23 protein-coding genes and 2 tRNA genes are annotated in these 22463 nt (G+C 44.3%); 23 read left to right on the forward strand and 2 right to left on the reverse strand.

What is annotated here, in order from left to right; all coding sequences use genetic code 11:
- Positions 1–77: 77 nt before the first annotated feature.
- From spoVT to MHI53_RS00380, 8 genes are all read left to right on the forward strand, one after another.
- On the forward strand, positions 78–614 hold the full coding sequence (gene spoVT, locus MHI53_RS00345; protein WP_061144055.1) for a stage V sporulation protein T: 537 nt from the start codon (positions 78–80) through the stop codon (positions 612–614).
- A 201-nt stretch (positions 615–815) separates the two neighbouring features.
- Positions 816–2423 (forward strand): polysaccharide biosynthesis protein, encoded by a 1608-nt coding sequence (locus MHI53_RS00350; protein WP_340372563.1) that lies wholly within the window; start codon positions 816–818, stop codon positions 2421–2423.
- 6 nt (positions 2424–2429) lie between these two features.
- The gene (gene mazG / locus MHI53_RS00355) at positions 2430–3902 is read left to right on the forward strand and encodes a nucleoside triphosphate pyrophosphohydrolase (protein WP_061144019.1); all 1473 of its coding nucleotides are present in this window, start codon (positions 2430–2432) and stop codon (positions 3900–3902) included.
- A gap of 24 nt (positions 3903–3926) precedes the next feature.
- A complete protein-coding gene (locus tag MHI53_RS00360) occupies positions 3927–4190 on the forward strand; it encodes an RNA-binding S4 domain-containing protein (RefSeq protein WP_061144054.1) in 264 nt (87 codons plus the stop codon).
- A gap of 76 nt (positions 4191–4266) precedes the next feature.
- Positions 4267–4575 carry a sporulation protein YabP gene (yabP, locus tag MHI53_RS00365; RefSeq protein ID WP_061144018.1) on the forward strand — a complete coding sequence of 103 codons (309 nt, stop codon included), beginning with the start codon at positions 4267–4269 and terminating at the stop codon, positions 4573–4575.
- Positions 4572–5204: a spore cortex biosynthesis protein YabQ gene (gene yabQ / locus MHI53_RS00370; protein ID WP_061144017.1), complete on the forward strand. Its 633-nt coding sequence runs from the start codon at positions 4572–4574 to the stop codon at positions 5202–5204. The genes yabP and yabQ overlap by 4 nt, the downstream gene beginning before the upstream one ends.
- Positions 5205–5222: 18 nt before the next feature.
- The gene (locus MHI53_RS00375) at positions 5223–5609 is read left to right on the forward strand and encodes a septum formation initiator family protein (protein ID WP_061144016.1); all 387 of its coding nucleotides are present in this window, start codon (positions 5223–5225) and stop codon (positions 5607–5609) included.
- 80 nt (positions 5610–5689) lie between these two features.
- Positions 5690–6148 carry a S1 domain-containing RNA-binding protein gene (locus MHI53_RS00380; RefSeq protein ID WP_061144015.1) on the forward strand — a complete coding sequence of 153 codons (459 nt, stop codon included), beginning with the start codon at positions 5690–5692 and terminating at the stop codon, positions 6146–6148.
- Between the two features lie 174 nt (positions 6149–6322).
- On the opposite strand, the gene MHI53_RS00385 is transcribed toward MHI53_RS00380, so the two are convergent.
- Both MHI53_RS00385 and MHI53_RS00390 read right to left on the reverse strand, forming a co-directional pair.
- A tRNA-Glu gene (locus MHI53_RS00385) sits at positions 6323–6394 on the reverse strand.
- Between the two features lie 17 nt (positions 6395–6411).
- Positions 6412–6485: transfer RNA gene (locus tag MHI53_RS00390), tRNA-Met, on the reverse strand.
- 328 nt (positions 6486–6813) lie between these two features.
- On the opposite strand from MHI53_RS00390, the gene spoIIE reads away from it, so the two are divergent.
- The 15 genes from spoIIE (at position 6814) to dusB (ending at position 22323) form a co-directional block, all read left to right on the forward strand.
- Positions 6814–9288, forward strand: a complete 2475-nt coding sequence (spoIIE, locus tag MHI53_RS00395) for a stage II sporulation protein E (RefSeq protein ID WP_061144014.1) — start codon at positions 6814–6816, stop codon at positions 9286–9288.
- A gap of 196 nt (positions 9289–9484) precedes the next feature.
- Positions 9485–10222 (forward strand): VWA domain-containing protein, encoded by a 738-nt coding sequence (locus MHI53_RS00400; RefSeq protein WP_061144013.1) that lies wholly within the window; start codon positions 9485–9487, stop codon positions 10220–10222.
- A complete protein-coding gene (locus tag MHI53_RS00405) occupies positions 10188–11171 on the forward strand; it encodes a protein kinase family protein (protein ID WP_340372564.1) in 984 nt (327 codons plus the stop codon). The genes MHI53_RS00400 and MHI53_RS00405 overlap by 35 nt, the downstream gene beginning before the upstream one ends.
- Before the next feature lie 93 nt (positions 11172–11264).
- Positions 11265–12659: a tRNA lysidine(34) synthetase TilS gene (gene tilS, locus MHI53_RS00410; RefSeq protein WP_061144012.1), complete on the forward strand. Its 1395-nt coding sequence runs from the start codon at positions 11265–11267 to the stop codon at positions 12657–12659.
- Between the two features lie 32 nt (positions 12660–12691).
- Positions 12692–13231: a hypoxanthine phosphoribosyltransferase gene (hpt, locus tag MHI53_RS00415; RefSeq protein WP_061144052.1), complete on the forward strand. Its 540-nt coding sequence runs from the start codon at positions 12692–12694 to the stop codon at positions 13229–13231.
- A 117-nt stretch (positions 13232–13348) separates the two neighbouring features.
- Positions 13349–15409, forward strand: a complete 2061-nt coding sequence (gene ftsH / locus MHI53_RS00420; protein ID WP_081092548.1) for an ATP-dependent zinc metalloprotease FtsH — start codon at positions 13349–13351, stop codon at positions 15407–15409.
- A gap of 170 nt (positions 15410–15579) precedes the next feature.
- Complete coding sequence (locus MHI53_RS00425) at positions 15580–16359, forward strand: type III pantothenate kinase (RefSeq protein ID WP_061144011.1); 780 nt, start codon at positions 15580–15582, stop codon at positions 16357–16359.
- A gap of 36 nt (positions 16360–16395) precedes the next feature.
- The gene (gene hslO / locus MHI53_RS00430; RefSeq protein ID WP_340372565.1) at positions 16396–17277 is read left to right on the forward strand and encodes an Hsp33 family molecular chaperone HslO; all 882 of its coding nucleotides are present in this window, start codon (positions 16396–16398) and stop codon (positions 17275–17277) included.
- Positions 17278–17295: 18 nt separating this feature from the next.
- Positions 17296–18192 (forward strand): peptidyl-prolyl cis-trans isomerase, encoded by an 897-nt coding sequence (locus MHI53_RS00435; RefSeq protein WP_081092551.1) that lies wholly within the window; start codon positions 17296–17298, stop codon positions 18190–18192.
- 129 nt (positions 18193–18321) lie between these two features.
- The gene (gene cysK, locus MHI53_RS00440; protein ID WP_061144008.1) at positions 18322–19248 is read left to right on the forward strand and encodes a cysteine synthase A; all 927 of its coding nucleotides are present in this window, start codon (positions 18322–18324) and stop codon (positions 19246–19248) included.
- A 161-nt stretch (positions 19249–19409) separates the two neighbouring features.
- Positions 19410–20246 (forward strand): dihydropteroate synthase, encoded by an 837-nt coding sequence (folP, locus tag MHI53_RS00445; RefSeq protein ID WP_061144007.1) that lies wholly within the window; start codon positions 19410–19412, stop codon positions 20244–20246.
- A 1-nt stretch (position 20247) separates the two neighbouring features.
- Complete coding sequence (folB, locus tag MHI53_RS00450) at positions 20248–20607, forward strand: dihydroneopterin aldolase (RefSeq protein WP_061144006.1); 360 nt, start codon at positions 20248–20250, stop codon at positions 20605–20607.
- Between the two features lie 2 nt (positions 20608–20609).
- Complete coding sequence (gene folK / locus MHI53_RS00455; protein WP_061144005.1) at positions 20610–21137, forward strand: 2-amino-4-hydroxy-6-hydroxymethyldihydropteridine diphosphokinase; 528 nt, start codon at positions 20610–20612, stop codon at positions 21135–21137.
- The gene (locus MHI53_RS00460; RefSeq protein ID WP_061144004.1) at positions 21089–21301 is read left to right on the forward strand and encodes a helix-turn-helix transcriptional regulator; all 213 of its coding nucleotides are present in this window, start codon (positions 21089–21091) and stop codon (positions 21299–21301) included. The genes folK and MHI53_RS00460 overlap by 49 nt, the downstream gene beginning before the upstream one ends.
- Positions 21302–21324: 23 nt before the next feature.
- Entirely contained in the window at positions 21325–22323 is a 999-nt protein-coding gene (gene dusB, locus MHI53_RS00465; protein ID WP_061144003.1) for a tRNA dihydrouridine synthase DusB, read from the forward strand.
- The last annotated feature ends 140 nt before the right edge of the window (positions 22324–22463 follow it).

A 22463-nucleotide genomic window follows, 5' to 3' on the forward strand; every position in this document is an offset into this window, starting at 1 on the left:
TGTACAATAGCTGGTGATGATTATGTTACAAAAAGAGGATTTATCAAATCAATTAGATGAAAGTGAGGCAACATTTGATGAAAGCAACTGGTATCGTTCGCCGAATTGATGATTTAGGAAGAGTCGTCATCCCGAAGGAAATTCGAAGGACCCTTCGTATTCGTGAAGGGGATCCATTGGAAATCTTTGTCGACAGAGATGGTGAAGTAATCTTAAAGAAATACTCTCCCATTAGTGAACTAGGCGATTTTGCAAGGGAGTATGCAGAAGCCCTTTATGATAGCCTTGGAAACCCAGTTATGATATGTGATCGGGATACTTACATTGCAGTCGCAGGCGGCTCCAAAAAAGAATACTTAAATAAAAGTGTTAGTGAACTAGTCGAAAAGATCATGGAAGAAAGAAATCCAGTCTTGGAATCGCCGAACGGGCAAATTTCCTTCGTCGATTCAAATGATGAAGAGGTCCAATCGTATACAGCAGCTCCAATCATTGCGAGCGGCGACCCGATCGGTGCAGTCCTGATTTTTTCAAAAGAAGGCACAATCGGTGAAGTGGAACAGAAATCTGTCGAAACAGCAGCAAGTTTCCTAGCCAGACAAATGGAACAGTAAGCTTGGACATGCCATCATATTTTTAAGATGCAATAAAGGGCAGCTATCGCTGTCCTTTTTGTTTTCCTTGAAGGCGGAATGTAATCTAGGAGATGGGGCCATGGGAAATGGAAAAACGTTTACAGGATCGGCCTGAATGAAAAATAACCTCTAAAATTATGCTATAATAACTACCACATATGAGTGAAAAGGGGAAAGAGAATGGCTGAAAAGCCTTATAAAACTTCAAATGAGCTTTTTCGGGGTGCGTTGATTCTGAGCGCAGCGGCAATCATCGTAAAAGTTCTGAGCGCGGCCTACCGCATACCGTATCAAAATATTGCCGGTGACATCGGATTTTATATCTATCAACAGGTATATCCCTTCTACGGCGTTGCTTTAACGTTATCGACACTTGGATTCCCTGTCGTCATATCCAAACTGATTGCAGAACGGGAGTCTTCAAGAAATGATTTTGCAGTCAAGGACATCCTGGTGTCTTCCTTCCTTGTCCTTAGCTCGATAGGAATCGTGATGTTTGCTGCCTTGTTCCTCGGCGCCGATTGGGTTGCCGGCTTGATGGAAGACCCGAAATTAAGCAGCCTGCTGAAAATAATAGCCTTTTCCTATTTACTAATGCCGGTATCGTCCGTTTTGAGGGGCTATTTCCAAGGGATGAACGACATGTTTCCCACGGCAAGTTCGCAAGTGGCTGAACAATTTATCCGGGTGTTGACGATATTGGTGCTTTCCACATTATTCATGCACCAGGGCTACTCACATTATGTGGTCGGCAAGGGGGCTGTCTTCGGGTCTATCGCCGGCGGCATTACGGGGCTTGCCTTGCTCCTGGTTTTTGTGATCCTGAAAGAAGAATGGCAGATTTTTTTACGAATGGATCTTAAACCGGCAAATTTCATCAAGATATCCAAAGCCTTGGTCTTTCAAGGGCTGGCGTTCTGTATAACGGGGCTGATCCTTATCTTGTTTCAGTTTGTCGACTCGCTGCACCTCTATTCCTTATTAAGGGAAACGGGAATGGGGGAAAATGAAGCCAAAGGCTGGAAAGGGGTTTATGACCGTGGGCAGCCCTTGCTTCAGCTAGGGACGGTTGCGGCCAATTCTTTTGCATTGGCGCTTGTACCTGTCATATCCGGATTTGTCCAAAAGCGTGATGAACAAGAATTATTCAATAAAATCAAATTGGCGCTGCGGGTAAGTGCTTCGCTTGGACTAGCGGCAGCGGTCGGCCTGGCAGTCATGATGAGTCCGGTCAATCATATGCTGTTCACGGATGACAAAGGGACGGTTACATTAGCCATTTTTTCAATATCGATATTATTCTCCTCCCTCATCATGACCGCTGCAGCTGTGATCCAAAGCCTCGGTTATACGGTCATGCCGGTCGTCATTACGATTATAGGGGTGTGCTGCAAGTGGGCGTTGAACCTTGTTTTAGTGCCCCAATACCAAATTGCCGGGGCGGCCTCGGCCACGGTACTGGCCTTTATGATCATGTCTGCATTATTTTATGCGGTATTGAGGGTGCATATCAAAAAGCCACTAATGGAGAAGAGATACATATTCATCATCGTAAAGAGTGCGGTCTTCATGAGTGCGGTGGTTCTGTTATATAATGCCTCGTTTCACTTGATGTCCTCAGGAGAGGGCCGGTTGCTTGCCACGATCCAGGCGCTGATCGGAGTGGCGATCGGGGCAGCCGTCTTTGTGGGGACCGCCATACGTGCAGGTTTGTTTGAGGAAGAAGAACTTTCGCTTATACCTTTAGTATCGAAGCTAAAACGATTCATAAAAACGAGTAGGGGGTAAATACCCATGAATGAGATAACGATAATCGGCCTTGGTGCAGGGGACTTGGACCAGCTTCCGCTAGGGATTTATAAAAAATTGACACAAGTCCAACAATGCTTCTTAAGGACGATCGATCATCCTGTGATCGAGGAATTGAAAGCGGAGGGCATCCGTTTCACGGCTTTTGATTGGATATATGAAAAGCACGACCAATTTGAAGCGGTATATGAAGAAATTGCCGAAACATTATTACAAGCGGCTTTGAACCAGTCCGTTTTATATGCGGTTCCGGGTCATCCGATGGTTGCGGAAAAAACGGTCCAGCTTTTGCTTGAAAAAGGGCCTGCGCTTGGAGTGGACATAAAGCTGGAAGGTGGACAAAGCTTCCTTGATCCCTTGTTCCAAGCTGTTCGCATCGATCCGATCGAGGGGTTCCAGCTATTGGATGGGACGGATCTTTCGGCCAATGACCTGCATATCACCCAGCATATGATAATCGGCCAGGTGTATGATGCATTCAGCGCTTCGAATGTGAAGCTTACTTTAATGGAGAAGCTCCCGGATGACTATGAGGTCTTCATCGTAACAGCGGCAGGCAGCAGCAAGGAAAAAGTGACAAAATGCGCTCTGTTCGAGCTTGATCGTCAGTTGGAATTAAGTAACTTGACGAGTGTATATGTCCCTCCTGTCAGAGAAGAAGCGCTGCAATACCGCGAGTTTTTCAAGCTGCGGCAAATCATTGCCCAGCTTAGGGGACCTGACGGTTGTCCTTGGGATAAGAAACAAACGCATGAAAGCTTGAAGAAATACCTGATAGAAGAGGCATACGAGCTTATTGATTCCATTGATGAAGAAGATGATGAGGGCATGGTCGGCGAGCTTGGGGATGTCTTGCTTCAAGTGATGCTCCATTCGCAAATCGGTGAAGATGAGGGCATGTTCACGATAGATGATGTGATCGAGGGCATTACGGCCAAAATGATTCGACGCCATCCCCACGTATTCGGCGATGTTGAAGTGAATGACGAGGAAGACGTAATGGTGAACTGGCAGAAAATCAAAGCGGAGGAGAAAGGCAGCGAAATAACGCTCCAGCCTTCCATATTGGATGGAATCGAGAAATCCTTGCCCAACTTACTTCGCGCCGAAGAATATCAGAAAAGAGCTGCAAAGGTTGGCTTTGATTGGGACGAGGTTTCCGAAGCATGGAAAAAGGTTATAGAGGAAGTGCATGAATTAGAAGAAGAAATGGTATCTCCGGATTGTGATGTGGAAAGAATTCAATCGGAGCTGGGCGACCTCTTTTTTGCGCTTGTCAACATTTCACGTTATTATGACATACAAGCGGAGGAAGCCGTCTACCAAGCGAACCGGAAATTTCATCAGCGTTTTACATATATAGAACAATGCATCCTAAAGACAGGCAAAAAGTTTGAGCATCATTCTTTGGAAGAGCTGGATTCATACTGGGATGAGGCAAAGGCTAAAGGACTTTAATCAAGGGGGAGAATAAGAATGTCGATGAGATTGGATAAATTCCTGAAAGTATCAAGGTTGATCAAGCGCCGCACACTTGCGAAGGAAGTTGCGGACAAAGGGCGGATCACGATTAACGGGCAACAGGCAAAAGCGAGCTCGAATGTGAAGGATGGCGACGAATTGACTGTACGTTTCGGTCAAAAGCTGGTGACGGTACGAGTCGATAAAATCCAGGAAACGACGAAAAAAGATGCGGCAGCAGAAATGTATACGATCGTTAAGGAAGAAAAGCTGGCAGAGGAGTAAGGACAAGCTTGGTTCTATTTCCCTTCTTACGGACATACACTTGTACAAAATCAGTGGTACTGTGAGGGATGAAAAAATGAGCCAATTTATTGAACCGAATGCTGGTTATACAAAGGGAACGATCCAAGAGCATGATGTAACGATGAAAGGCCGCCGTTTACTGGAAATTACCGGTGTCAAGCAAGTGGAAAGCTTTGATAATGAAGAGTTCCTGCTCGAAACGTCAATGGGATTCCTATCGATACGGGGGCAAAACCTGCAAATGAAGAATTTGGACGTTGATAAAGGCATCGTATCCATTAAAGGGAAGATTTTCGACCTTGTTTATCTGGATGAGCAATCAGGGGAGAAGGCTAAAGGCTTCTTTGGCAAATTGTTCAAATGACCTTAACGATCCAATTTTATACGTTGCTAGCGATGATTGGCATGGGCAGTGGTTTTGGAGCTGCCCTGGATACGTATAGCCGGTTTCTAAAGCGTTCCGAGAGGAAAAGGTGGATTGTGTTCATCCACGATTTCCTTTTCTGGATCATTCAAGGTCTGCTTATCTTTTATGTTTTATTTTTAGTGAACGAGGGAGAGTTTCGCTTCTATTTATTTTTGGCCTTATTTTGCGGTTTCGCTGCATATCAAGCATTGTTCAAAGGGTTCTATCAGCGGTTGTTGGAGTTATTGATACATCTGGTGATAAAGTTGGCAAGATTTATCACCAATTCTGTTCACATGCTGATATTTCTTCCGATAAAATGGGTAATAGTATCCATAATAGCCATCGTGATGGGGCTAGGCAAATTCGCCTTCGCATTATTGAAATGGGCAGGGAAAATCGTTCTCTTTATTTTAAATGTATTCTGGAAGCCAATAAAATGGATGTTGACCTATATGTGGAATTTATTGCCGGTTTTTGTTACGAAAAACGTCGGGAAGTTTTATAATAAAGGAAAAGGGATTTTATTGAAAATAAAGAATTCTATAAGTAGAACGCTCAATGGATGGAGAAATAAAAAGAAATGATGAGAGGAGTGATAAAATATGAGTAGCCTTCGTAAAAGGAAAGTGGCAAAAATAGAAAATGCCTACGTCGCCCAACAAGAGAAAAAAGTACAAACAGTAGAAAAAAAGAGGCGCGGTCTAATGCGTAGACTAACTCTTTATTCAGTTTTTGCGGCTCTCTTTTTAATTTTGGCTGTTACCACCCTCGTTACGCAAAATGCTGCACTTGATGAGAAAGTTCAACAGAAGAAGGAAATGCAAGTTAAGCTGGCTAAATTGGAAAAAGACGAAACCCTTCTTAAGGAAGAAATCGTCAAACTTAATGATGACGATTATATTGCGAAAATAGCCAGACGGGATTATTTCCTATCGGACAATGGCGAGATCCTTTTTACGCTTCCAAAAGGTAAGGAAGATAGTGACTAATATTGACACTGTTTTTTTACTTTCGTTATAATATAGTATGAAGAGATTTTTTAACATTTCTAAGGAGGAACATTTTTTTTATGTCAATCGAAGTAGGCAGCAAGTTACAAGGTAAAGTAACAGGCATTACTAATTTTGGTGCATTTGTAGAGCTCCCTCAAGGTTCCACTGGTCTTGTCCATATCAGTGAAGTGGCTGATAATTATGTCAAGGATATCAATGACCATTTAAAAGTGGGCGATACAGTTGAGGTGAAAGTCATCAATGTGGAAAAAGATGGCAAGATTGGCTTGTCCATAAAAAAAGCGATAGACCGTCCTGAAGGAGAGCAAAAACCTGCATACACACCACGTCCGCGCCAAGGAAGAGGGAATGACAGCCGTTCCAAAGACTTCCGCTCAAAAGGTAACAGTTTTCAGCCAAAGGAAAACTTTGAGCAAAAAATGGCAAAATTCTTAAAAGATAGCGAAGACCGCTTAACGACCCTCAAACGTAGCACCGAAACGAAACGGGGAGGTCGAGGAGGAAGACGCGGATAAAACTGCTGCTGAAATAATAGATTAGCAACTTTTCCTGTGAATACTTTCATAGTGTAGATAAAGGCAGGCAGCTTGCTTGTCTTCTTTTAATTGTATCTAAGTTTCCGTGAATCACGCCAAAAAAAGCGCTCCTGTACACTAGTGTGCAGAAGCGCTTTTTCTTGTTTTTTGGGATGACCCGTACGGGATTCGAACCCGTGTTACCGCCGTGAAAGGGCGGTGTCTTAACCGCTTGACCAACGGGCCAGGAAAGAAAGTAAGGATAGCGGCAGAGGGGATCGAACCCCCGACCTCACGGGTATGAACCGTACGCTCTAGCCAGCTGAGCTACGCCGCCATAATGGTAAGTGCTACTGAAGCACAAGTTATATCTTACATTCGTGAGCAAAGAATGTCAACAAAAAAAATAAAGATTATCTATATCCATTTTCCTGATGATTTATTCATGTTATTTTCCGCAAAAATAACCTAAAAACTTTGCTTTTCTTCAAAAAAAAAGGAACGCCCGTTTCTGTATTGGGAAAAACCGGACAAAAACCTGTATACAAATGATTGTTCAAGAAGAATTTCGTCGAACGTTTTTCCAATACGCTTTTAAAATTCTGACAAAAAAATGACAATGGCCTCTTTATAATAAAAATCACTAATACGAATGGGGTGTTGAAATGGAAAAAGTAGAAAGACCAATGTTGGAACCTCTTGGAGATGTTCAATTAAAAGAAGCGAAGGCAGGGGCCATCAATTGGATCCAGCAGCTGCAAATGAAATCGGAGGATATATTCATAAAGAAAGGCATTTCTTTAGCCATTATCGGTTTTTTATTAGGACGGGCATTAATCCTCTCGCAACTGGCACCATTTGGACTTCCGTTTTTCGCAGCCGTATTCCTTATGAGACGTGACAGGGCTCCGCTGGCATTATTCGGATTGATTGCAGGGGGGCTCACCGTTCACTATTCCAATAGTTTAATCATATTCGCGTCGGCGTTCCTGCTCCTGCTTTTTCATAAGATCAAGAAGCCCGCCGTCGAAGGACAATTCAAGACGATGTCGATGTACGTATTCGCTTCAATGTTCCTGGTCAACCTGGCCGAGCAATATCTGGTGTTCCGAACGATTCAGCTGTACGACCTTATGATGATAGGGGTGGAGGCGGGACTTGCCATGATATTGACCTTGATCTTCATCCAGTCGATTCCGCTGCTGACGATCCGGACAAGATCCCAATCATTGAAGACGGAGGAAATCGTCAGTATCATCATCTTGCTGGCGTCGGTGATGACCGGAACGATTGGCTGGATGATATATGATCTATCACTCGACCATATATTCTCGCGATACTTGGTACTTCTCTTCGGGCTGGCAGGAGGGGCCGCCATAGGCTCCACTGTAGGTGTAGTAACCGGACTGATATTTTCCCTTGCAAGTATTTCCAGCCTTTATCAAATGAGCCTGCTTGCTTTTTCCGGCCTGCTTGGGGGGCTGCTGAAGGAGGGACGGAAAATAGGGGTCGCTAGCGGCCTCTTGATCGCCACATTACTGATAGGTCTATATGGCGAGGGCACCAATAATATAATGGTCACACTTTATGAATCACTTGTTGCCGTTGCGTTATTTATATTGACGCCATCATCGATCATCAACAAAATAGCGAAGCATATACCGGGAACTGTTGAGAATTCCGATGAACAACAGCAGTATGCCCGCAAGGTGAGGGATGTTACCGCTCAAAGGGTTGAGCAGTTCTCACATGTATTCGAGGCGCTCTCGAATAGCTTCTCCCAAGTGGATGAAAGGGGGAGATTGGAGGAAGATGAGAAGGAATTCGATTATTTTTTAAGTAATGTGACGGAAAAGACATGCCAGCTCTGTTTTAAAAAGGAACAATGCTGGGCCAAAAACTTTAATACAACCTATGACGGCATGCAGGAAATCATGCTTCAATTAAGTGAAAATAATGGACAGATCCCGCAAAAAACTGCGAAGGAATGGGGGAAATACTGTACTCGCGGGCCTCAGGTCATCGGGGCTATAGCCCAGGAGCTCACCTACTTCGAGGCAAACCAAAAACTGAAAAGGCAGGTGAAGGAAAGCAGGAAACTAGTGGCGGACCAGCTGCGCGGCGTTTCTGCAGTGATGGATGATTTCGCAAAAGAAATTCAAAGGGAAAGGAAAAACCACCATTTACATGAGGAATCCATTATGGAGGCCATTCAGGATTTTGGCCTGCATATCGGTTATGTTGAAATATACAGCCTGGAGCAAGGCAACGTGGATATAGAGATGAGTGTCCCATACTGCCAGGGCAGGGGCGAATGTGAAAAACTGATCGCGCCGATGCTTTCGGACATATTGGGAGAAACGATCGTCGTTCATTCAGAAGAATGTGCAACATATCCAAACGGGCAATGTGAGGTGATATTTAGGTCAGCAAAAAAATTCACGGTCGAAACGGGTGTGGCTCACGCTGCCAAGGGGGGAGGGCTTGTATCAGGAGATAGTTATACGACGATGGAAATCGGCTGCGGTAAATTTGCGATAGCCATCAGTGATGGCATGGGAAATGGGGAAAGGGCCCATTTTGAAAGCACGGAAACATTGAAGCTGCTGCAAAAATTCTTACAATCGGGAATAGAAGAAAAAATAGCCATTAAATCCGTAAACTCCGTTTTATCACTACGCACTACCGATGAAATATTTTCAACTCTTGATTTAGCAATGATTGATCTTCAGGACGCAAAGGCTAAGTTTTTGAAAATCTGTTCGATACCGAGCTTCATAAAAAGGGGGGATAGAATCATAAAAATTGAATCGAGTAACCTTCCGATGGGAATCATCCAGGATTTTGATGTTGATGTTGTATCGGAAGAATTGAAGGCGGGAGACATATTGATCATGATGAGCGATGGGGTGTTCGATGGACCGTCACATGTGGAAAATATCGAGTTCTGGCTCAAACGAAAAATCAAGGAAATGGAGACGGACGATCCACAGGAAATTTCCGATTTAATATTGGAAGAAGTCATCCGGACGAAAGGGATCATAGATGATGATATGACAGTGGTAACTTCAAAAATAAAACATAATACGCCGAAATGGGCTTCCATTCCCGTTTCCTCGAAAAACAAAAAGGCCCAGTAGGACATTTATATAAAAAATATACGAATTCATGAATGAGGTGATGGAATGGTGGACGGGTAAAAGGTAAAAAGGTTGAACGCCAAAGGAAATTCCCGAGACTCTTGTTAATGTGACTTGATTGCGTATGCCGCTTGCGTATAAATTCCCTTTTTTTAGTCAATTATGGTAACAGATTGAAAAGAAGGGAGAGCAAAACATGAAAGCGGGAACATTAAGACAGATTTTGCTTATTACCGACGGATGTTCGAATCATGGTGAGGAGCCATCTGCCATGGCTGAACTAGCAAGGGAGCAAGGCATAACCATCAATGTCATAGGCGTCATGGAAAATGATGTGATAGATGAAAAGGGACTGAAGGAAATCGAGAAGATTGCCGGCTCGGGAGGCGGTGTAAGCCAAATCGTCTATGCCCAGCAGCTGTCCCAAACCGTGCAAATGGTCACCCAAAAGGCAATGACTCAAACCATACAGGGAGTAATCAATCGTGAACTTCAACAAATACTGGGAGATTCAAGCACGATGGAGGATCTCCCCCCGGAAAAACGAGGCGAAGTGATGGAGGTGGTCGACGAGCTTGGGGAAACAAGCAAGCTTGAAGTGTTGATCCTTGTAGATACCAGCGCAAGCATGAAACATAAGCTTCCTACCGTAAAAGATTCTTTATTGGACCTTTCCCTCAGTATGAACGCAAGAATGGGTGACAGCCGTTTTTCCGTATTCGTATTTCCTGGGAAAAGAAAGGATGTAGAAAAGTTGCTGGATTGGACCCCCAACCTTGAAGCCCTGACGGCAACCTTTCCTAAGCTCAGTACGGGCGGACTCACTCCGACAGGTCCGGCCATTCGCGAAGCGTTGACCTATTTCAATAAAAAACGTTCATTGAGGGGATTGTTATCACATGATGATGAACAATACTTTGAGGAATCAATGTAAACTCCTGCCTGGAAGTTCCGTCATTGGGAAATGGAATAAAAACCAGTACAAAATCTTGAAGGAATTGGGGTGTGGCGCCAACGGCATCGTCTATTTGGTGGAAAACGGAAATCGTCATTATGCTCTAAAGCTCAGTGATAATGGGACGTCCATTATATCGGAGATGAATATCCTAAAATCCTTTTCAAAGGTCCAGGGGTCTACCCTTGGACCTTCCTTTTTGGAAGCGGACGATTTCATCAAATCAGGAAAGCAGCTCCCCTTTTATGTCATGGAATATATCCATGGACACGATTTTTTGCGTTTTATCGAAAAAAAGGGAGCATCGTGGATCGGTGTCTTGATGCTTCAGCTGTTAACGAGTTTATCGGCCCTGCATGCAAATGGATGGGTGTTCGGTGATTTAAAGCCCGAGAATTTGATCGTGACTTCTCCCGCCTATAAGGTGCGCTGCGTCGATGTAGGGGGAACGACCCTGATCGGCCGTTCAGTCAAGGAATTCACGGAGTTCTTTGATAGAGGTTACTGGGGGCTTGGTTCGAGGAAGGCCGATCCGCAATATGACTTGTTCGCTGTGGCGATGATCATCATCAATTCAGCCTACCCGGGACGTTTCCATAAGAAAGGGGAGGGGTATAGTCAGCTAAACGACTTGATTAAGCAGAAAAAGGAACTGCTCCCCTATAGAAAAATGCTGGATAAAGCGCTGCACGGGAAGTACGATTCAGCGCTTCAAATGAGGGAGGATTTAGTTGCTGTGTTGAGTAAGCAAAGCCACCAGAAGAAAACGGGGACCGTCCAGGCGGCGGCAAGCAAGCCTGCGACAAGGCAGGCAAGAAGGTCCCAAAACCATTCCAACAAGAAGCGGGGAGGACTGTTTGAGACTTTTTTACTTGTTGCGATCATATCGATGCTCTATGTTCTTTACATATATGAACAGTTGTTATGATATAGTTAATTAATGAATATCATGAAATAGTTGGTACCATTTCATGTTTTGAACCGTATTAACTATTACCTGTCCATAAAGAAGGAAGATTGTATGTTAAAGGAAAAAATTCTCGACACTATCTATAGAAATGAATTGATCCAGGAAAAGACGAAATTGGTCATAGGTGTTTCCGGGGGACCGGACTCGATGGTGCTTCTCCATATCCTGAAGGAAATCCAACCGCTTTTTCAATACGGGATGATCGTTGCAAGTGTTGACCATATGTTCCGTGGAGAAGAATCATATGAGGATTATCGGTATGTCGAGCGAATATGCGCACGATGGGGCATCGCCTTTGAAGGGAAAAGGATCGATGTTCCTGCCGGGATGAAGCATACAGGGGAAAGCTCCCAAATAACGTCAAGGAAGTTACGCTTTGCTTTCTATGAAGAAGTGATGGATAAGCACCAGGCCGATACACTCGTGCTGGGGCATCATGGAGACGATCAAATCGAAACGATGCTCATGCGTTTAACAAGGGGGGCGACGGGGCAGGCGCGGGCAGGCATCCCTATGAAGCGGCGCTTTCACTCCGGCCAGCTGATCAGGCCTTTACTTGAAATCACGAAGTCGCAAATCATGGAGTATGCCGATCTTCATGGGATTGAACCGAGGTTCGACCCGAGCAATGATCAAGATACCTATGTAAGGAACCGCTTTAGGCACGAAGTCCTTCCGTTTTTAAAGCAGGAAAATGGAAAAGTTCATGAGCACTTCCAGCGTTTCAGTGAAGAGCTTTATGAAGATGAGGCATTTTTGCAGAACCTCGTTTCAGGTAAAATGTCCGAGGTTTGGATCAAGCAGGATGAAAATCAAGCGGTTATTAAGATTGATGAGGTCCTCGCGATGCCTAAACCTTTACAAAGAAGAGCGATTCAACTAATATTAAACTATCTTTATTTGGAGAGACCTTCATCGCTTTCAGCATTACATATTGATCAACTTTTAGTTTTGTTTTTTAATCCTCAACCATCTGCAGAATTGCATCTTCCGGAGGGCTTGATTGCGGAAAAATCATATCAAACTTGCACCTTTCGATTTTTTCGCCCAAAAAGCCAAGGATATTCCCTTATATTACAAATTCCCGGTGAGACTATTCTTCCGAATGGATATAAGATTAAAGCGCACTATATAAAAGAAGAAATTCCGACAGTCAGTGGAAACCATTCTTTTATACTTCCCGAATCCGCTGTTCGGCTTCCGCTTACCGTCCGAACAAGGAAGGAAGGCGAACGGATGGCAGTCAAGGGATTGGGCGGCACTAAAAAGTTGAAGGATATTTTCATTAATGAAAAAATCCCGATGCAGGAAAGAAATGTGTGGCCGGTCATCATCGATCAAGCGGGGAAGGCCATCTGGCTGCCCGGTTTAAAGAAATCGGATGTTGAGCCGGAAATGTTTTCTGATGAAACATCTTTAATCTACTTAGAATATAAAAAAGCTTAATTCTTCATGGGGGGCAATCAATTACAATGACCATGCAAAACGACATTGAAAAAGTGTTAATCACAGAGGAAGAACTTCAAACGAAAATCAAGGAACTGGGTGCACAGCTAGAAGCTGATTACCAAGGCAAGTTCCCGTTGGCCATCGGGGTGTTGAAAGGCGCGATGCCATTTATGTCTGACTTGCTGAAGCGTGTTGATACACATCTTGAAATGGATTTCATGGATGTTTCAAGCTATGGTAACTCAACTGTATCTTCCGGTGAAGTGAAAATCATCAAGGATCTAGATACATCAGTGGAAGGCCGTGACATCTTAATCATCGAAGATATTATCGACAGCGGTTTAACACTTAGCTATCTTGCGGAACTGTTCCGCTATAGAAAAGCAAAATCGATTAAAATCGTCACCTTATTGGATAAACCGACAGGCCGGAAAGCGGATATCACTCCCGATTATGCCGGATTTATCGTTCCTGATGCATTCGTTGTCGGATACGGTCTGGATTTTGCCGAAAAATATCGCAATCTCCCGTATATTGGCATATTGAAGCCTGAAATTTACTCGAATTGATCGTACCTGTTTGAAAGAAAAGACCAGATTAAAACAGCGGTGTTAAATTATTGTAATTCTTTAATTTTGTATGATAGTATTTACTATAGTTTGTTTACCCGTGGGAGGAGGTAAGGGATGAATCGGATCTTCCGTAATACGATATTTTATTTACTGATCTTTTTGGTCATCATTGGGATTGTAAGCATCTTTAATAATAACAATGAACCAAACGTAAAAATGACCCAAGATGAATTCTATAAGCATTTGGAGAGTGGGGACGTTACATCACTTACGATGCAGCCCGAAAGCAGTGTCTTTGAAATCACTGGTAAGCTCAAAGGTTATGATGATAACAAGAACTTCGTGACTTACGTGCCATTCAGTGAATATTCGCAAAGCCGGATCAATGACGCTGCAAACAAGCTGGATAAAGACATCATCACTGTCGAGCCTCCAGAAAAGACAAGTGGCTGGGTGACATTTTTCACTTCCATCATTCCATTTGTAATCATTTTTATCCTCTTCTTCTTTTTACTTAACCAAGCTCAAGGCGGCGGTGGCGGCCGTGTCATGAATTTCGGGAAAAGTAAGGCGAAATTGTATAATGATGATAAGAAAAAGGTACGCTTCAATGATGTTGCCGGAGCGGACGAAGAAAAGCAGGAACTTGTCGAGGTCGTCGAATTCTTGAAAGACCCTCGCAAATTCGCCGAGCTAGGAGCCCGCATTCCTAAAGGGGTACTATTAGTGGGGCCTCCTGGTACAGGTAAAACATTACTTGCACGGGCAGTGGCCGGTGAAGCAGGAACTCCTTTCTTCTCGATCAGCGGTTCAGATTTCGTTGAGATGTTCGTGGGTGTCGGTGCATCCCGTGTTCGTGATTTATTTGAGAATGCTAAGAAAAATGCACCATGTATCATCTTCATCGATGAAATTGATGCAGTCGGACGTCAGCGTGGCGCAGGCCTTGGTGGCGGACATGATGAACGTGAACAAACGCTGAACCAATTGCTCGTTGAAATGGATGGATTCGGCGGCAATGAGGGCATCATCATCATAGCTGCGACTAACCGTGCTGATGTATTGGATCCGGCATTATTGCGTCCAGGTCGTTTTGACCGTCAAATTACGGTTGGCCGCCCGGATGTCAAAGGCCGTGAAGAAGTGCTGAAGGTGCATGCTCGCAATAAACCTTTGGCGGAAACCGTCGATTTGAAGGCGATTGCCCAGCGTACACCAGGATTTTCTGGTGCCGATCTTGAAAACTTGCTTAATGAAGCGGCACTTGTGGCTGCCCGTCAAGATAAGAAGAAGATTGACATGTCGGATCTGGATGAAGCTTCGGATCGCGTCATTGCCGGACCTGCCAAGAAAAACCGTGTCATTTCCAAGAAGGAACGGAATATTGTAGCATGGCATGAAGCGGGCCATACCATCATCGGTCTGGTTCTGGATGATGCCGAAGTCGTTCATAAGGTTACGATTGTCCCTCGTGGTCAAGCTGGCGGTTATGCAGTGATGCTTCCAAAAGAAGATCGTTTCTTCATGACGGAGCCGGAATTGAAAGATAAAATCGTCGGACTGTTGGGTGGACGTGTATCCGAGGAAGTAACATTCGGAGAAGTGAGTACTGGGGCGCATAATGACTTCCAACGTGCAACGGGCATAGCTCGCAGCATGGTCATGGAATATGGCATGAGCAAACTTGGACCGCTTCAGTTCGGTAACTCCCAAGGTCAGGTTTTCCTAGGCCGCGATTTCAATAATGATCAAAATTATTCAGATGCCATAGCCTATGAAATCGATCTTGAAATTCAACGCATCATCAGGGAAGCGTACGAAAGATGTAAGAAAATCCTTACTGAAAATCGTGAAAAACTTGATTTGGTTGCTAAAACCTTGCTTGAAGTGGAAACACTCGATGCAGAACAAATCAGAAGTTTATTCCACAATGGAAAATTGCCAGACCGGGATTATACCGCTCTGAATGGCAATTTGACCACTGATGAGAATGTCAAGGTGAACATCAATACGAAAAAGGAAGAAAAAGAGGCCCTTTTGGATCCATTGGATAAAAGGGGACCTGAGGACCTTGAAATAACGGAGGAAGGGCTTAATACACCTCCGATTAATGAAGGGGCCCCTCAAGATAAGCCGCTTTCCTTCCCTAACGAAGATGACAATAAAAAGTCTTAATTCGACTAACAGAAAAGGGTATTTCCGCCTCGGAAATACCCTTTTCTTAACCGTTAAAACGTAAAGGATCGGGTCTGGAGTTTTATTGGCTTTCGAAAAGTGTGACTAATAGCGTATGAAAAACCAGTGTGGTATGATGTTGGAGAATAATTTACCGGAGTGATGAAACGATGATTTTTGTATTGGATGTTGGAAATACGAATATAGTATTAGGCGTATACGATGAAGATATTTTAAAATATCATTGGCGAATCGAGACTAGCCGCCATAAGACGGAAGATGAATATGGAATGGTCATAAAGTCTTTGCTGCAGCATGAAGGCCTTTCGTTTGACCAATTTGACGGAATCATAATCTCTTCGGTAGTTCCGCCAATCATGTTTGCGCTGGAACGCATGTGCAAGAAGTACTTTGGCATAAAACCGCTAATAGTGGGACCGGGAATCAAAACTGGATTGAATATTAAATATGAAAATCCCCGTGAAGTGGGTGCAGACCGGATCGTGAATGCCGTTGCAGGCATACAGGAGTATGGAAGTCCTCTCATCATCGTGGATTTTGGCACGGCAACAACATATTGCTATATAAATGAGGATAAACAATACATGGGCGGAGCCATCGCCCCTGGCATTAACATATCTACAGAGGCGCTTTATTCAAAAGCTGCCAAGCTTCCGAGGATAGAAATCAGCCGGCCAGACGGCATCATTGGGAAGAATACCGTATCGGCCATGCAGGCTGGGATATTATATGGATATGTTGGACAGGTCGAAGGAATCGTCAACCGAATAAAGGAGCAAAGTAATCTTGAACCGACAGTAATCGCTACGGGCGGATTGGCGACCTTGATTGCCAATGAGTCTACCGTGATTGATGTCGTTGAACCATTTTTGACCTTGAAGGGGTTACAGCTCATCTATAAACGCAATCGTGAGCAAGTGAAGAAATAAAGAATATGTGTGCACAACATGGAAGGAGCACTATAAATGAAGGATTATCTAGTGAAAGCGTTAGGCTATGAGGGTCAAGTTCGTGCATATGCTGTTTCAACAACGGATACTGTAGGAGAGGCACAAAGACGCCATTATACATGGCCTACTGCCTCGGCAGCCCTCGGACGTGCAATGACGGCCGGCGTGATGATGGGCGGCATGTTGAAAGGTGAAGAAAAACTGACGATTAAAATTGAGGGCGGAGGTCCGATCGGGTCGATCCTGGTCGATAGCAATGCAAGGGGAGAAGTTCGCGGATATGTAACGCACCCCCAAACTCATTTTGATTTGAACGAACACGGAAAGCTTGATGTCAGGAAAGCGGTGGGTACGGAAGGGCTGATGACCGTCGTGAAGGATATTGGCCTGCGTGATTACTTTTCAGGACAAGTTCCGCTTGTTTCAGGGGAATTAGGCGAGGATTTCACTTACTATTTTGCCACGTCCGAACAAGTGCCTTCTTCAGTGGGTGTTGGTGTTTTGGTGAATCCGGATAATTCGATCCTAGCTGCGGGTGGATTCATCATTCAATTGCTGCCTGGAACATCCGATGAAACGATCTCCAAAATCGAGAGTCGCCTGAGCACAATCGACCCTGTCTCGAAAATGATTCAAAGAGGCTTGACGCCGGAAGAAATCCTAACGGAAATTTTGGGTGAAGGCAATGTGAACATTTTAGAAAAAATGGATGTCGAATTCTCCTGCCAATGCTCAAGGGAGAGAATTGCCAATGCATTGATCAGCCTTGGGAAAGATGAAATTCGGGATATTATCGAGACAGAAGGAAAAGCGGAGGCGCAATGCCATTTTTGCAATGAAACCTACCAATTCTCGAAAGAAGATCTTGAAGAACTGGAAGCAGAAACAGAAAAATAATTGACGGAGGAAAAGGTCTTGCCTAAACAAAAGCTTCGGGCGATCATTGCCGGCCTTGCCGTGCTGAACCTTTTGACTATCATTATCTTTGTCATAAAACCATTAATCACTTCTAAATCCGTAATAGGAGAGGAGACAGCCGCCAGGGTTGGATCCAAGGATATTTCCCGGGAAGCATGGATTAATGAGCTCGAAAAGAGATATGGAGAAGACGTACTTGAGGAAATGGTGGATAAAGAGGTCGTGAAACAGGCAGCAGAAAAATACAAAGTGAAAATTTCGAATAAAGAGGTTGACCGGGAACTTAAAATGATGAAGACGATGTATGGAGCTGCAGGTCAGACTCTTAATAAAAGCACCGATCAATTGAGCAAGGAAGTTCAGTCGAGCCTCCTGCTTGAAAAGCTGCTCACCAAGGACGTCTCTGTCTCCGGGGCCGTCATGGAGAAGTATTATGATGATAATAAGGACATCTATCGGATTCCCACCACGTATCATATATCCCACATTACCACGTCTACGAAAAAGCAAGCTGAAAAAATCAGGCGTGAATTGGCTAAAGGTGTCTCCTTTGAGGTTTTGGCGATGGAAAAATCCCTGGATGAATTCACGGCCAATCAGGGGGGCGACATGGGGTATATATCACAGGATAACGAGCAGGTCCCTAAGGAATACATTGAAGTGGCAGAAAAATTACAAGTCAATAAGTGGAGTGAGGCGGTCAAGACGGAAGATGGCTGGGCCGTTCTCTATCTGCACGAAAAAATTAAAGGCAAGCAGTATGAATACGATGAAGTTAAAGATAAGATACATCGCCAAATAGCTCTTGAACAGATTCAGGCACCGGTATCCGGAAAGATTTTCTGGGATGAATTTGATGTGGAATGGTTTTATGGATTGAAGGAACAAAAGTAGTTCATTGGATGTGTAAGAAAATTTAGAATATAATAGATAATCATTGACAACGAACTAATGAAACTGGTAACTTTAAAATAATAAAACCTACAAAAATACTCGGTATTGAAATGATGAGGAGTGGAGAAAATGGCACGTATAGCTAATTCTGTAATCGATTTGATTGGGCAAACACCTATCGTGAAGCTGAACAAGCTTCAACCTGAAAACAGTGCAGATATCTATTTGAAACTTGAGTACTTTAACCCAGGCAGCAGTGTAAAAGATCGCATCGCCCTTGCGATGATCGAGGCCGCAGAAAAAAATGGCACCCTTAAGCCAGGTGACACGATCATTGAACCTACTAGCGGAAACACGGGTATCGGACTTGCGATGGTAGCGGCAGCGAAGGGCTATAAATCAATCCTCGTCATGCCGGAAACGATGAGTCTGGAACGCCGCAATTTACTTCGTGCTTATGGAGCGGAGTTAGTCCTTACGCCTGGACCTGAAGGAATGAAGGGTGCCATCGCTAAGGCTACTGAGCTGTCTAAGGAAAAAGGGTACTTCATTCCCCAGCAATTCGAGAATGTCGCCAATCCTGAAGTTCATCGCAACACTACAGGTCCTGAAATCGTCGAAGCCTTTGGTGATGAAGGCCTGGATGCTTTCGTAGCCGGTATCGGTACGGGGGGGACGATCACTGGTGCGGGTGAGGTTCTGCGTGAGAAATATCCTGACATCAAAATTTATGCTGTCGAGCCAGCGGATTCCCCTGTATTATCCGGAGGGAACCCTGGACCGCATAAAATCCAAGGGATAGGTGCGGGCTTCGTACCTAGTATCCTCAATACGGACTTATATGACGAAATCATTCAAGTCAATACTGAGGAATCATTCGATTATGCCCGCCGTGCAGCTAAAGAGGAGGGAATCCTTGGAGGGATTTCTTCTGGAGGCGCCATTGCAGCAGCCATTAAAGTTGCTGAAAAACTGGGAAAAGGCAAAAAGGTCCTGGCCATCATCCCGAGTAATGGCGAACGGTACTTAAGTACACCGCTATATAACTTTGAGTAATACTTTCGTTTAATGAGAAGCAAAGTCCCCGGTGGGCTTTGCTCTTATTTTTGTAGAAAAAAGGTCCGGGCCATTGCTAATCTTCGCCGTTGGCTTGCACTATGCGTGTGTAAATGGGTAAACTCTTAATATAGATTTATATAGGCGGAGGAGAACGTTAGATGTCATTAGCTGGAGCGACAAAACTTACATGCGGCTCATTTGAATTGGATTACAGCAAGAAAACCTTAATTATGGGGATTTTGAATGTTACGCCTGACTCTTTCTCGGATGGCGGGAAATATAATCGGGTAGATGCTGCTTTGAAGCATGCGGAACGGATGGTGAACGACGGTGCGGATATTCTCGACATAGGCGGTGAGTCAACCCGTCCTAATTATGAGAGGATATCGGATGATCAGGAGATAGAAAGGGTCGCTCCGATCATCGATGCAATTTCCCGGAACATAGAAATTCCGATATCGATTGATACCTATAAATCAAAGGTGGCCAAGGAAGCTGTTAAGGCAGGGGCCCATATAGTAAACGACATTTGGGGAGGCAAAGCCGATTCCTTGATGGCAAAAGTTGCAGCGGAATTTGGTGTGCCGATTATATTGATGCATAATAGGGATAATATGGATTATGGTCATTTCGTTCGCGATGTCTTTGAGGACTTATTCGAAAGCGTCATGATCGTAAAGCAGGCTGGCGTCAAGGAAGAAAACATCATCCTCGATCCTGGCATAGGCTTTGCAAAAGACTTGAAGTTTAATTTGGAAATGATGCGGAATCTTGATAAGCTTGTAGCAATAGGCTACCCAGTACTGCTTGCAACATCGAGAAAGTCCATGATCGGGCATGTTCTTGATTTGCCTCCAGGTGAGCGAATGGAAGGAACCGCCGCTACAATCTGCCATGGAATTCAGCAGGGCTGCCAAATGGTTCGGGTGCATGATGTAAAGGAAATGGCGCGAACTGCAAAAATGATGGATGCGCTTTTAGGAAAAGGTGAATGAAATGGATAAAATATTTGTGAATAAAATGGAGTTTTATGGGTATCATGGAGTATTCCCAGAAGAAACGAAGCTTGGTCAGCGGTTTAAAGTCGACCTTACTGTCGAAACCGATTTAGCCAAGGCGGGGAAGAGTGACGATCTAAAGGACTCGATTAACTACGGCGAATTATATCAATTGTGTAAAGGCGTTGTAGAAGGGAAACCTTTTAAGTTAGTGGAGGCAGTTGCTGAAAAGATCGCTTCCGACCTTCTTCGCGGATATCCTTCAATTGATAGCTGCACGGTCAAGGTATATAAACCAGATCCTCCTATAGCGGGGCATTATGACTCGGTAGCTATAGAGATTGTAAGAGGACGCTGATTATGGTGAATATTGCTTACCTCTCAATTGGATCGAACTTGGGCGACCGACTCGATATTTTCCGCAAGGCCTTCCAATTATTGACTGAAAACCCGCATATCATGTTGGTTGCAACTTCTTCTTTTTATGAAACGGATCCGGTAGGATATGCCGATCAGGACTGTTTTTTAAATGCTGTGCTAAAGGTGGAAACCGACTTGCATCCCGAGGAATTGCTTCACGTTTGTATGCAAATCGAGCAAACGTTAGGAAGAAAAAGGGAAATAAGGTGGGGTCCCCGTACTTTGGACCTTGACATTTTGTTATATAATCATGAAAATATTGAGACAGAGATTCTTTCGGTCCCACACCCTCGTATGCACGAGAGGGCGTTTGTCATCGTGCCTTTAATGGAAGTGGACCCTGATATAAGGCTTCCGCACATGCATGCACCTTTGAGCGACCTGCTTGAACAGATTCCGGATAAAGAAGGAGTTCGATTATGGAAGGTGAAAAATGGGGAAGGCGCATTCGCGCTTTTCGAAAGTTAAAGGGTTATACACAGGAAGGCTTTGCGAAAGAAGTAGGAGTTTCCGTTTCCTTGCTTGGTGAAGTTGAAAGAGGGAACCGCAACCCTTCAGAAGCATTTTTAATGGAAGTGGCGGATATCCTTCATGTGTCCATTGAGGAGCTTCAACCACCTGAGGATAAATGAACGGTTGTTATAGGAGGTCACACGTGTTAAAAATAGGCGATATAGAAATGAAGAATCCGGTAGTGCTGGCACCGATGGCAGGAGTCTGCAACTCGGCATTCCGCTTGACCGTCAAGGAGTTTGGCGCTGGTCTGGTTTGTGCGGAGATGGTCAGTGACAAAGGCATCGTCCTTCAAAATGCCAAAACGATGAATATGCTTTATATAGATGAAAGGGAGAAGCCGTTAAGCTTGCAAATCTTTGGCGGTGAAAAGAAATCCTTGGTCGAAGCTGCTCAATTTGTAGATAAGAATACAAATGCCGACATCATTGATATCAATATGGGCTGCCCGGTCCCGAAAATCACGAAATGTGATGCAGGGGCGAAGTGGCTTCTCGATCCGAATAAAATTTATGAGATGGTTTCCGCCGTGGTTGATGCTGTCGACAAGCCGGTAACCGTGAAAATGCGCATTGGCTGGGATGAAGAGCATGTATTTGCGATTGAAAATGCCCAGGCGGTTGAACGGGCGGGTGGTAAAGCCGTTTCCATGCATGGGAGAACCCGGGTTCAAATGTATGAAGGTAAAGCTAACTGGGACATCATTCGTGAAGTGAAGAAATCCATCAATATTCCCCTTATCGGGAATGGAGATGTGGAAACGCCACAGGATGCTGAACGCATGTTGAAGGAAACCGGAGTCGACGGGGTCATGATCGGCCGTGCAGCTCTAGGCAACCCATGGATGATATACCGGACCGTGAAGTATTTGGAATCGGGTCAATTGATGGAAGAACCTACAGTTCGAGAAAAGATGGATGTATGTGTCCTTCACATGGATCGTCTGATTGCATTGAAAAATGAGTACGTCGCCGTTCGTGAAATGCGCAAGCATGCTTCTTGGTACCTGAAAGGTGTGAAAGGGAATGGCAAGGCGCGTAAAGGGATCAACGATTGTGAAACGAGAGAAGATGTCGTGAGACTCCTTTATGGGATGGTCGATGAAATCGAAGCGAAGGAAATGAACATCCAAATGGTCTGATGTTGACTTCGCCTTCCTGTTTTCCTATAATACGCATATCTTAAACTGCCAGTAAATCTGGCAGTTTTTATATATACATAAAGAAGTTTTTAAGATAAAAAGCTGTTGAATTCCTGTACTTTATGTAAGAATAAATACGT

It is taken from the genome of Peribacillus sp. FSL E2-0218 (assembly GCF_037992945.1).
In the GTDB taxonomy this organism is placed as follows: domain Bacteria; phylum Bacillota; class Bacilli; order Bacillales; family DSM-1321; genus Peribacillus; species Peribacillus simplex_B.

What these genes read in the sequence shown, in the direction of transcription:
- spoVT (WP_061144055.1), top strand. Translation starts at nt 78, where the DNA reads ATGAAAGCAACTGGTATCGTTCGCCGAATTGATGATTTAGGAAGAGTC.
- MHI53_RS00350 (WP_340372563.1), top strand. Translation starts at nt 816, where the DNA reads ATGGCTGAAAAGCCTTATAAAACTTCAAATGAGCTTTTTCGGGGTGCG.
- mazG (WP_061144019.1), top strand. Translation starts at nt 2,430, where the DNA reads ATGAATGAGATAACGATAATCGGCCTTGGTGCAGGGGACTTGGACCAG.
- MHI53_RS00360 (WP_061144054.1), top strand. Translation starts at nt 3,927, where the DNA reads ATGAGATTGGATAAATTCCTGAAAGTATCAAGGTTGATCAAGCGCCGC.
- yabP (WP_061144018.1), top strand. Translation starts at nt 4,267, where the DNA reads ATGAGCCAATTTATTGAACCGAATGCTGGTTATACAAAGGGAACGATC.
- yabQ (WP_061144017.1), top strand. Translation starts at nt 4,572, where the DNA reads ATGACCTTAACGATCCAATTTTATACGTTGCTAGCGATGATTGGCATG.
- MHI53_RS00375 (WP_061144016.1), top strand. Translation starts at nt 5,223, where the DNA reads ATGAGTAGCCTTCGTAAAAGGAAAGTGGCAAAAATAGAAAATGCCTAC.
- MHI53_RS00380 (WP_061144015.1), top strand. Translation starts at nt 5,690, where the DNA reads ATGTCAATCGAAGTAGGCAGCAAGTTACAAGGTAAAGTAACAGGCATT.
- spoIIE (WP_061144014.1), top strand. Translation starts at nt 6,814, where the DNA reads ATGGAAAAAGTAGAAAGACCAATGTTGGAACCTCTTGGAGATGTTCAA.
- MHI53_RS00400 (WP_061144013.1), top strand. Translation starts at nt 9,485, where the DNA reads ATGAAAGCGGGAACATTAAGACAGATTTTGCTTATTACCGACGGATGT.
- MHI53_RS00405 (WP_340372564.1), top strand. Translation starts at nt 10,188, where the DNA reads ATGATGATGAACAATACTTTGAGGAATCAATGTAAACTCCTGCCTGGA.
- tilS (WP_061144012.1), top strand. Translation starts at nt 11,265, where the DNA reads ATGTTAAAGGAAAAAATTCTCGACACTATCTATAGAAATGAATTGATC.
- hpt (WP_061144052.1), top strand. Translation starts at nt 12,692, where the DNA reads ATGCAAAACGACATTGAAAAAGTGTTAATCACAGAGGAAGAACTTCAA.
- ftsH (WP_081092548.1), top strand. Translation starts at nt 13,349, where the DNA reads ATGAATCGGATCTTCCGTAATACGATATTTTATTTACTGATCTTTTTG.
- MHI53_RS00425 (WP_061144011.1), top strand. Translation starts at nt 15,580, where the DNA reads ATGATTTTTGTATTGGATGTTGGAAATACGAATATAGTATTAGGCGTA.
- hslO (WP_340372565.1), top strand. Translation starts at nt 16,396, where the DNA reads ATGAAGGATTATCTAGTGAAAGCGTTAGGCTATGAGGGTCAAGTTCGT.
- cysK (WP_061144008.1), top strand. Translation starts at nt 18,322, where the DNA reads ATGGCACGTATAGCTAATTCTGTAATCGATTTGATTGGGCAAACACCT.
- folP (WP_061144007.1), top strand. Translation starts at nt 19,410, where the DNA reads ATGTCATTAGCTGGAGCGACAAAACTTACATGCGGCTCATTTGAATTG.
- folB (WP_061144006.1), top strand. Translation starts at nt 20,248, where the DNA reads ATGGATAAAATATTTGTGAATAAAATGGAGTTTTATGGGTATCATGGA.
- folK (WP_061144005.1), top strand. Translation starts at nt 20,610, where the DNA reads ATGGTGAATATTGCTTACCTCTCAATTGGATCGAACTTGGGCGACCGA.
- MHI53_RS00460 (WP_061144004.1), top strand. Translation starts at nt 21,089, where the DNA reads ATGGAAGGTGAAAAATGGGGAAGGCGCATTCGCGCTTTTCGAAAGTTA.